Annotated in this window: 4 protein-coding genes and 1 riboswitch; all 4 genes read left to right on the plus strand. The window is 37.6% G+C overall.

Annotation, left to right across the window (positions count from 1 at the left end):
* The first annotated feature begins 734 nt into the window (after positions 1-734).
* On the plus strand, positions 735-1,658 hold the full coding sequence (locus E7303_RS17325; protein WP_292146706.1) for a hypothetical protein: 924 nt from the start codon (positions 735-737) through the stop codon (positions 1,656-1,658).
* A 58-nt stretch (positions 1,659-1,716) separates the two neighbouring features.
* Positions 1,717-9,060 carry a hypothetical protein gene (locus E7303_RS17330; protein WP_292146707.1) on the plus strand — a complete coding sequence of 2,448 codons (7,344 nt, stop codon included), beginning with the start codon at positions 1,717-1,719 and terminating at the stop codon, positions 9,058-9,060.
* Between the two features lie 53 nt (positions 9,061-9,113).
* Positions 9,114-9,210: riboswitch (THF riboswitch) on the plus strand.
* 73 nt (positions 9,211-9,283) lie between these two features.
* A complete protein-coding gene (locus tag E7303_RS17335; RefSeq protein ID WP_292146708.1) occupies positions 9,284-9,853 on the plus strand; it encodes a folate family ECF transporter S component in 570 nt (189 codons plus the stop codon).
* A gap of 33 nt (positions 9,854-9,886) precedes the next feature.
* Positions 9,887-10,741 carry a PHP domain-containing protein gene (locus tag E7303_RS17340; RefSeq protein ID WP_292146709.1) on the plus strand — a complete coding sequence of 285 codons (855 nt, stop codon included), beginning with the start codon at positions 9,887-9,889 and terminating at the stop codon, positions 10,739-10,741.
* The last annotated feature ends 648 nt before the right edge of the window (positions 10,742-11,389 follow it).

Raw genomic sequence — 11,389 nt, forward strand, 5'->3', positions numbered from 1 at the left:
GGACGTCAAGGATGGCGAACACAGCCACTACTTTTAAATCAGGAAATCATTTTACACCACATTTAGGACTTGACCTGAAATGGGTATATAGCCATACTTTTTAAGTTACCACATCCCTCGGCAGAATTTTCGGGAAGCGAAAATGGGCATATACGAGAAAAAATTGAACTACACATCCATTGAATGAGTGATATGAGATGATCAACCACCTATAAAAGGGTGTGTGAACTTCAAAAAGTCCGTATATATCCAAAATCACAAGCCAGAAATCTTGGTGAGTGGTGCTGTAATCTTCAAAACCAGGTTATATGCCCAAAACAGCATCCCGCTCTCATTAAATAGGTAGCGGCAAGCATATTGCCATGCACATCCTTGAAAGTAGCCAACCTTACTGTTCCTGGATTCAGAGCCCGAGGCACTTTAAACTAGCCACACCGAAGGTGCTTGCCGTTGACGGGGGCTGAGGAAAACGCTACAATGCTGAATCCGACGGTGCGAGATATCTACTGTTCCCATCATCCTCACCGTCGGCTCTTTGGTTAGGGCGTTCTCCTCAGGCTCAGTCAATGGTGGCGTACGTAGTCAATTACTTACGCATATAGAAAGTATCAATTCGTTTCTTTATTCTTTATTAAGAAAAAATTAACCATATAGCGATGATGCGCATTCACTTTACAAAGTATAATAACTATGAGTTGCTATGCGCATTTTTTTATTGAAAAAGGAGAGTATTCATGCAGAAAACAGGCCTTACAAAGGAAAACGTACATGATTACATAGATTTTCTTTCAATGGATATTGCAGAATGCATTGGAAGGGAGTTTACCTGCGGCTTTGTTTGTATTAAAGAGGGGGAAGATCGCCCGTCTGCCGGGATAGTATGGGAGCTTAAGCAAGGCGATGATGAACTTGATATAAAGAGCCATATTTTATTTATAAGAGCTTTGGATGAAGAAAGCGCTAATGTTCTCATGGATGAGTATACGGAATCTGCTCTTTTAGCAGAGTGTGGCTATTCATATTATTCTCTTCCCAATACACTTGGCGGTGTTGAAATAAATGCGCTTAAAAAGGCAGGGTTTTCCTTGGAAGAAAAGGAAAGTTCTGTTATCAGTGTGTCTCTTTCAGAAGTCATAAAGAGGCTTTTAAAGCACGGCGATGGTCAATACGATAATATAAAACCTCTTTCTCAGGCGGAAGACAGATTTTTTAGCAGCATGATCGCAAAACTTGAATTTGAGGGCAACCACGGAATATGTGATGACCTTTTATTCCTGCCAAGGGAATTTTTTGATAATGATGTTTCCTGTTATTACGAGGATGATGAAGAAGTATATGCAATAGTTCTGGTTCATGAAAAACCATCAGGAAAAATAGTGCTAGACCTTCTTCACAGCCATGATGAGGATCCGAATACGCTTATTCGTATTATGAAAAAGACTGTTATGTTGGCAGAAGCTAAATATGATCCTGCCACGGAATTTCTTATTGATCGTCATGATAAGAGATCACTTTTAATGTGTCAAAAACTATTTCCTAAAAAAACAGGCGAAAAAGTATATGAGGGAATGAGAAAAGAGAATATTCCACAAAGTGAGGAGATTGATACAAGATTTTATAACGAAGAAGAATGGGATGAAGATTTTGAAGAATATTGATATGGACTAGCAAAAAACTTTTGAAACTGTTGGCTATAGATATGTTGGAGACATAAAAATGCCTAACGAATATATAAATGATCAGCGAAAAGTTTTTAATATAGAACTTACAGAGGAATTGTATAACAGGCATCAGGACGAGGCTTGGGACGTAGTAAATTCTTTTAATAAGACTACATCTGTAAAAAATAAGCAGGGATCCAAGAAGGCTAAATATGATCTGATGAATCTGTCTGAACTTCGGGATCAGCTTCTTAATGAAAAAGGCAGCAAGTCGGAGACTTTTTCTCTGATGACAGATGAAGTTGATAAATTAATCAAACTGGCTGCTTCAAAGGGAGTTTATGAGGACAAAGAGCTTGGTCAGACCAGGGCGTCTTTTTTTGACACATTTTATAGATCAAAAGAGGCTGTTAACAGATATTTATTTTCACATTCCGGATATCACATGTTTGATAAGGGAGAACGCAGGTATCAGATTGCTCTCAGAATAAAGAGTATTTTTAATGAGATGGAAAAGCTGGTGGAGGAAAAGGCAAGGACTCTCAATGAAAAAGAAGCCCGTATGATCGAATACAAGAGCAATGGCTATACACAGCAAGAAATGGAGGATGCTGAAAAAGCTTATGGAGTCAATGCTTTGGCGGCAGATGTCAATAAACTAATAGAAACAGGATTACTTGACTCAAACCTTCCTAAGGAGCAACTTGATAAATCTTTGGAAAACTGGGCTCTGAATGATTACACTGCATATATTTCTAAGCTTGTGGAAGGTAAAAAACTTACTACTGAAGATGATAAGAACAATTTAATCGCATTTTTGGAGGATAAAAACAATCGTCTTCTTGCAAATAAGATTGCTTTTCCGCTGATACTTGATAAGAGAAAAGATATTACCCTTGGTATGCCTTGGGTTAGAGAAGAGCTAAGTGATCATATAGAAATGGAAACAAATGAAGAGGATTTTTTCTTAAAGCCTCAGGAATTTATAAAAAAAGTTGATGCGATATGTGACAATTATAAAACAGTGAGCAGTGAGATTATTGAAAAATATGATAAAAGACGTGAGCTAATATTTGGAGCGCTAAAGATACCAAAAGAGTCAGCAAATACTTATCGCTACTCAGCGATGGAGATGATGATAACGGCTGAAAGTGATGAGCAGTTTAAGGACTTGCTTGACACTTTTAAAGATCATACGAATGATACTGATGATTATATAGAGCAGCAGCTTAAAAAGAGCTGTTCTGATGCTACAAGGGATAGGGTGAGAGAAAAGCTCTATGAGCACCTTGGATCTTTACGGGTGTTTGGAACAAGGGATCAGGTCCTTGCCCAGACAGACATTTTTTTGGAGATGCTGCAATATGTTTCTCCGGATGAGTACAGAGTTGAACGGCGCCTTCGAAAGCTCTTGGACGACTTTGGACTTGAAGAAAGCTATAGAGATGTTTTGCTTGATGCTCTGACGCATTCAGCCCCGAACATGTTTTTAAATGCTGATGATACTGATTGGAAGAGTGAAGGAAAAAAGATCGCTGAAAGGATACATAAGAACAGGGAATCTGCCCACAAGCTTATGGAGAAAAAAGGGCAGCTTCTTACTAAAAGTCAATGGTCGGAAATTGAAGAAAAGGCAATCAGTAATTCCGCTTTTGCAAGTGGTGATTTTAAGCTTGAGCTATATGCTATTATTTCACGCAAAGATAATGGAAAGAAGTATTCTCTTAGAGAATACAGAGAAAATAAGTGTTGGGATGATGAGAGCAAGTTTCCTTATATGCTAAAAAAGATAAGTATTGAGCAGAAGCGCTTAGATGATCTGGGCGATAAGCTGGATAAAAAATTCCTGGTTCATCTATCGGGAGATGGGAAAAACACTTATCTTCCATACCGCCCTTATAGTATGGCCTATAAGAACAAAAATGATGACCTGATAGAACAGGAAAAACTGGAAAACAGCAGGTTTGAAAATAGAAAAGACCAGTTAAGGGAAGTTCTTTTATCAGGTGGCGTTAATGAAAATGAATTAGAGTCATATTATCAAAAATTTAAGTGGTTCATGTCAGGCCTGATAGATATTACTGAAGATATGAGCCCTGATACGAGACTTGTAGCTAAAAGAAGAAATATTGAGAGATTTGGAGTAATAAGTTTTGAAGAAGCTCTTTTACAGATAAAAGCTCTAGGCGCAGGCATTAAGGATATTGATAATCAAAAAGAGGTAAAAGAAGCAAGGGATATTTATGAAAAAGGTGTAAAGGCCCTTGAGAATTACGATGGCGAAAAGTATAAGGAATTTGTGCCTTTTATCATCAATATTCCTGAAGTTTATGCAGAGCTATTGAAAGGAGAGGAATCTTTTAGAAGCTTTATTGAAGATACTTTGGATGGGAAACTTTCTGATTTCCTAATGGGATGCAATAAGGCTGGTAAACACGATTCTGCGTATAAAGGAAAAACAAAATATGTAATATCCGGGGCTGCAAGGCAAATATATGCCCACATGTTTATAAGAGGAATTTATGAAGGGACTCTGAAAGGAGACTCTGATTTTTATGCAAAACAGCTTGATGATTTTCAGAGTAAATTATTTAAGCTTTCTGCAAAAGGTGGCATTAGCTTAAATGGTGCAATTAAGCTGGCCTCAAAACAGATAGATAAAAAGCTTGAGAAAGAAAAACTAAATAGCAATGAAGCAAGACTTTTAAAGCTTTCAGTTATGCAGGAATTATATGCTAAGGTCGAAAAAATCGAGGATTTTCAGGAAATTACAAATAAAAAATCCTGTAAGGACTTTGTTAGCAGAAAATTTGATGAGCTGAAAAACAGATTACAAAGTACACCAAACGAAGCTGAAATTCTAAATAACATCAAGACTTTCATGGATTCTGAAGTAGATGATAACGACCAGGAGGTTATAGAAGATATCAATACCAAGAAAGAAAATGGAAGACTTGAACGGCTGAAATTCCTAAAGATCAATGATTACGTATTGAATGAGATAAGGCAGGGAAAGACTTTAGTAAGAGTTACCAGTAAGGGACAAAAGGCAATTACTATTGATGAGTCCCGTATAAATAAAATGCGCGGAAGAGTGGACAAGTACTGTGATGAGCTTGACCTCCCACAGGTTCTTAAGGATGCGCTTATAGAGAGAGGTGCTGCAGGCGGGATTATTCCTGGTATTACAGATACCTATGGAAATTCAGAAGTTCTTTTTAACCATGCCCTTGTTATGAAAAGATTGTATGACCTGCTAAAGACTTATCAGGTGAATGATAAGGGGATGGGCGACGAAGAAGTTCTGATGTTTATCGTAAAATGTTATGGTAACTCAGATCTTATAAATAAATGGTTTGATAAGCCGGAAAATCTTAACACTCAGGAAATAAGAAAGAGTCAGGAATTAAAGATTTTCAGGAATAATTACAAGAAGCTTCAAAAACTTGAGAAAATAGAATCAGATGATCCATCATTGCAGCAGGAAATAGATGAGATTCGAAAGAATCTTAGAACTATGCTCATTACCGGCATGGGTGGTCGTGATGAGAATAACAAGACAGTAAAAGGAACACATGCTGATCTTGAAGAGAATTCGAAGCATATTGGAGAGATCATTGATAAGAGCGCAGCCTACATAGATTATTGGAAGAAAGTAATGGAGGTGATTCGCCCAGGTTTTATTGATATATATAAAGAGAGCGCTGATCCGGCTATGCAGAATAAGAATTTTAGTCTGCCACAGAGCTATGTTGACAGGCTTATGTTCTCGCTTCGACAGTATTTCATGGAAGATGTTGTAGGTGAACTAAGCAGTGATCACGAGTTCAGTACTGAATTTTGGAAAAACAAACTGGAATTATTCAGAAAAAAAGAATACAGAAATAATCTATATTCACAGTCAAATGCAGTCACTAGTTCTGATTTCATACAGAAGGAGCAGACAGCCCTTACAAATGACACTGCTGATGAGAAAGCTATTGCAAGTCTTATCAGGGCAAATCTGTATATTTTCAAAGGCAAGGCAAATAAGTATGATGCTCTTGATGATGAGCAAAAAAAGCTTTTTGCTATTGGTCTTATGTTCCTTGATAGTAGTGCGATAGGCCTTGGAACAGAAGGAACTATGGCTCTTACTGAGGCAACGGAGAAAAAGAACAAAAAGCTTACTGCAATTCAGGCGGAGCTTGAAAAATATGTAAGCGGACAGGAATATCATTTTGATATCAACTACAGAGATGCTTTGAATAAGCTTTTGGACTTTGGTATTTCAGGAGTAGGCTTATCAGACTTTAAGATTTCAGAGGCGGCATATGACAGAGCCATGAAATTTGCTATGAAAATATCAAAACAAAAGAGTATTTATGGCGAAAAGGATGTTGAGCGTATATCAGACAGCTACGCTTCTGTTTTTAGTGCATATACGAAGTTTGGTAAAAAACAGCTTACCCATATTGATGCCTTAAGAGGCAGGACTCTGACTGTCACTGATTTAAAGAAAAGGCTTATTGATTATGCAGTAAAGGATAAACTTAGTAAAACAGCTATTTTGCAAAAAGCATTAAAAGCTTCTAAAGATAAGTTTTATCTTGGTCCATTAGTGGGATTTGCGCAGGCAGGCGCTATAGATGAATCAATTGCCCTAAACAGAAGGATGAACAGGATCATAAAGCGCTTTAAAGAAATGAGCGATGGTGATCTAAAGATATTTGTTCGAATCCTTCAGGACAGAACTGCCATAGATAAGAGCTGCATTAAGACTGATGGGGCGCCTTTATACGTGAATCAAAATAAAAGAGATGCTCTTTTGGAAACTTTATCAGGAGATCCTGATATCAGTGCTGATGTTCTGGCAGGCTTTGATGACAGTGAATCCTGCTTTAAGGCTTTTACAACTGTGCTAAGTTTTCAGCTAAGAGATGATAAGAATTTTAGTGGAAAAGACCTGACAAAAGACTGCTTTAAGAAAAACTCTTTAAATAGAGATACAACAGTGGACTGGGAGCTCATTGAGAATGCCTTTAAATTTATTGATGAGATCATGGAAAAGAAGACTAGTATACAGGCCCTTAAGAACCATGGCGAGCTTATAAAGTATGCAGGTAATAAAAAGGCATTTGAAAGAAATGAGGAATTAAAGCAAAAATATTCAAATAAAGCCGATTTTAAGCTTCAGAATTTTGAAGACCTTGTAAAAGAACATGCTGAAAAAGACAATAGTGATGGAAATAGAAAAGATATTGATAATGCCCTTGCAGGATATTATTCTCTAACAGAGCAGCAAAAGATCTTGTTCTTTAAGGCTCTTTGTAACAGAGGAATTCTTGATATCTCTAAAAAGAATTACAAAAGTAACCTGTTTAATTTAAAAGACAGGAATTATGTGAATCCTGCTGCCCGTGACAAGCTGATCGATCAGTATATTGAAGCAAATCTTGAAGATAACATTGGTTTGTCCCTTGAGAATGATGAATACTACAGGGCTATGGAAGCTCTTTACACTACACAGATTTCAGACAGGGTAAGGCTTACAAAACAAAAAAATATAAATGATATTTTTTCTTTTGAGCGAAATCTGTTTATGAAAAGATCTACTGCCATAGACTGGAAGCTTTTTAAGAGGGCACTAAACTTTGTGAACAGAGCAACAGAGGAGCTTGAGATTACTGAAGGAAATGCCCTTCTTTATCGAGGCGCAGGAGAGCTTTATAAAAATGGCCGAATAAAAATGAACTATGGATTTTTGCGTCGGAACTTCCATAGGACAGGTAATGAATGGGTAAGGCTTATTTCTTTCAATGGTATATCCACGGCTAAAACTGTAGGCATTTCGCCAATTAATTCTACCGGCAAGCAATTAGATACGCTTTGTAAAAATATAAAGACTTTGGAAAGTGTATCTAAAGCTGTAGGCTTTGCTGATTCAGGTTACATAGTAAGCGGAGTAAATAAGCTTGGCAAGAATTTGAATGAGGTTAAGCACGACGTCAAAACTCTTGAAAAAAGTAACACTGAGAGCTACATAAAACTTCAGGAGCAAATCGATTCAATTATTTTTGAAAATAACTCAGTAACTGCGATAGTCGATAAGCTCGAGAGTTTTACAAATGAATATTTGTTGCTGGATAAAGTCTTTAGTGAATCGAAACCTTTGACAGATAAGAAACATGTGAATCCTGACAAGAAAAATATTGTCGAGAAAAACGCAAAGGGCGTTGTACTGAATTCAAATAAGGGAGATATAAGAGACGATATTAAAAACACGTACGATACTTATGTTAGTGCCAAAAGTACTTATGAGAATGTTAAAACATTTAATGATATGGCACTTAATAAGATACCTATTAAAAAGGTACGAGAGTTTGTCCGTCTTATGGAATACTCAGTTGAAAAAGCTGCATATAAGTTTGCCAATGACAAGCTGTTTAAAGGTGAGTTAGACCCCAATGCTACTGATAAGCTTAAAGCGATGAAAGATGCAGTTGATAACTATGTGACTGAAACCTTTGATAAAATCGCAGGGAGAGTTGGAGTAAGTGCCAAAAAAATAACTAAATACGCGAGTGTTGTAGATGCTTTCAAAAAGAGAACACAGCTTCGAATCAATAGTGCTATGCGAAGTGTAAACCTTGTAAAAAAGGCGGCTGATGATGTTATGAATATTGCAAGCTATGCCTCTAATATCAGTGCTCTTGATCAGACAAAAAAGCAAAGTGAAAGCTTTAAGACTATTGATAAAGGCAAACTTGAGAATGCCAAAACAAATGGAAGACTTGATGAAGGTCAGCTGAAGAAAGCCAGGAACGCTGCAGATAAAAACCAGGGAATGGCGGATCTTTCCATGAATATTAGTAAGACTATGCAGAAAATGGGACTTGGTATGACTTCCATAAAAGTTGCGACAAGGATTATCAGTGCTGCTGTTGATATATCCGGATTTACAGATGGCATGATTTCCAAAGCGGTCAATTGTGGACTTGCCTTTGCTATGTTTGCAATACGAGTACTTACTGATAAAAACGCTCTTAAGGAATATTACACTCAGACCGATGCAGGAAAGAGAGAAGTTGAGAAGATCAGGAACGGATATATTAATGCAGGAAAGACAAAACTCCTAAATAAGTTTAATAAAGAAACTGATCCCAAGACTGCTTCAACAGATCTTATCAGTATGATATCCCAAGCCAAGGGATATGAAGATACATCAGAGCTTGTAGCAAATACCGGCATGTCAATGGCTCAATCAATCATATTCAGTGCCAGTGAGTTTAATCCTATGGGACAGTCGAAAGTGATGGCGATCACTGTCATGAGTGTAATGGGACTTAGTCATCTGATAGGTAATACATCGCCGGGAGCTGTTGAGCAGCTTTATAATGCATTTAAGATGAAACGTTAAAAAACCTTTGACCTTACTGAGGTTATGATGTATTATGAATGGCAAATAATAAATGCAGAGTAGAAATTTAAGCGTTAAGTGCCGGGTGAACAGGGAGTTGTCATCAGGACGAAGGATTTTTCCGCGGTTTAAGTTTCGCATCCCGCTGCTACATCAATGGAATATCTGAAACTTTGAATATCCCCCGATGTGGTAATGGAAAACTGCAAAGGAGGATATTTTTATGTTAAATCAAACAGCTAAACAGACAGTATCAGGCAAATCTTATTTTTCATCAGTTTCAAGGCTTAAAGAAACAAAAGTCCTTACTTTTTGCGGTATGATGGGCGCCCTTTCGGTTATTTTGGGCTATGTGGCCACCATCAAATTCGGACAATACATTAGGATTGGCTTTTCCGGACTTCCAAATCAGATAGTTGACTATCTCTTTGGACCATGGATAGGAGCAATCTTTGGTGGAGCCATGGATATTATCAAGTGGTTTGCTTCAGGAGATGGCGACTTCTTTATAGGCTTCACTATAACAGCAATGATCGGCGCTATCATTTATGGACTTTTTATCTATAACAAGCCTCTTAAGCTCTGGAGAGTCATTGCGGCACAGGCATGTGTAAAGATCGTATGCAATATCATACTTAACACTCTTTGGCTTAATATGCTCTATGGAAAGGCAATCGCCGTTATTCTTCCCGGAAGACTTGTATCTAACGCGGTCATGCTTCCCGTTGATACCATCATCATGTATCTGATGCTCCAGGTTGTAAAAAAGGTGATCAAGCCATATTTTGATTGATACTTAGTATTTGAAAGGCGGAACTTCAGGTAAATGAGAGGAATTGATCTTCATACTCATTCAAATTGTTCAGATGGTACATATAGCGTAAAAGAGCTGATAGATTATGCTCATGAAAAAAATCTTGCTGCAATTGCTCTTACAGATCATGACACAGTAATTGGCCTTGATGAAGCTATTGATTACACCGGTAAAACATATAATGATATTGAATTTATTCCGGGAATCGAGTTTTCTACTGTTAATGAAGGAAAAGACGTTCATGTAGTTGGCCTGTATATTGATCATCATAATGAAGAATTTCAAAGAAGACTTCAGGCTTTTGCAGATTCAAGGCGTGAACGCAATGAAAAAATGTGCAGGAAACTGACTGAAGAAGCAGGACTCCCCATAAGCTATGATGAGCTTCTTGAGGCTTTTCCCAATGCTGTTATAACAAGAGCACATTATGCAAAACTCATGCTTGATAAAGGTTATGTAAATTCAAGGCAGGAGGTTTTTGATAAATACATAGGTGATCACTGTAAATATTATGTTCCAAGGGAAAATATCACTCCTGAGGATGCAATTGAGCTTATTCTTTTAGCGGGCGGAGTGCCAATTTTAGCTCATCCTATTTTGTACCATATGAGTGATGAAAAGCTTGAAGCTTTGGTAGTAAGACTGATCGGTGCCGGCTTAAAGGGAATTGAAGCTATTTATTCTACTTATGAACCGGCAGAAGAGAGGCAGATAAGAAATCTTGCAGCTAAATATGATCTTCTGATAAGTGGAGGCTCTGATTTTCACGGTGCCAATAAACCTAAGATTGATCTTGGGGTTGGATATGGAAAGATGTTCATTCCGGAGGAATTACTGACAAATATAAAAAATCTGAGAGCACATTAAAAGACTGTTACTATAGAACTAGAGAGTATTTGTTGTAAGCTTTGTGCTTATGCAAAATACTCTCCCTTTGTATATGCGTCAGTGAGGTAGAAGTTAGTGAGTCAGTGTCTGCCACTGTCTGTTGATAAGTCACTTGAAGCGTCCCACTGACTCTATTAGAAATAGTATAGTTTGCGGCTGAGTACGCCACCATTGACTGAGCCTGAGAAAAACGCCCTACAGGCTCTGCCGACGGTGAGGATGATGGGAACAGTAGATTCTATCTCACCGTCGGATTCAGCATTGTAGCGTTTTCCTCAGAACCCGTCAATGGCAAGCACCTTCGGTGTGGCTAGGTTTTAATTGCCTCGGGCTCTGAATCTGAGAACAGTAGGATGGCTACTTTCAAGGATGTGCATGGCTATATGCTCATTTTACTGTGATAATTGATTTATTATAACATACGAGGATATGCTTACATGGATACATTCTATTACTTAAAAAATGACCTAAATAGCTTTTTTCACCTGTCTAGGTCATGTTTTTTGGCGTGATATCGCTGTGCTATTAAAAAAATTATGACCTATTCAGTATTTTGATGTGACCCCAAAAAGTTAGACTTTTTTAGCGTAGCAGTTTTATGGCTGCTACGCTGTTTTTATGCAGCCA

It is taken from the genome of Butyrivibrio sp., assembly GCF_015056685.1.
Classification (GTDB): Bacteria; Bacillota; Clostridia; order Lachnospirales; family Lachnospiraceae; genus Butyrivibrio.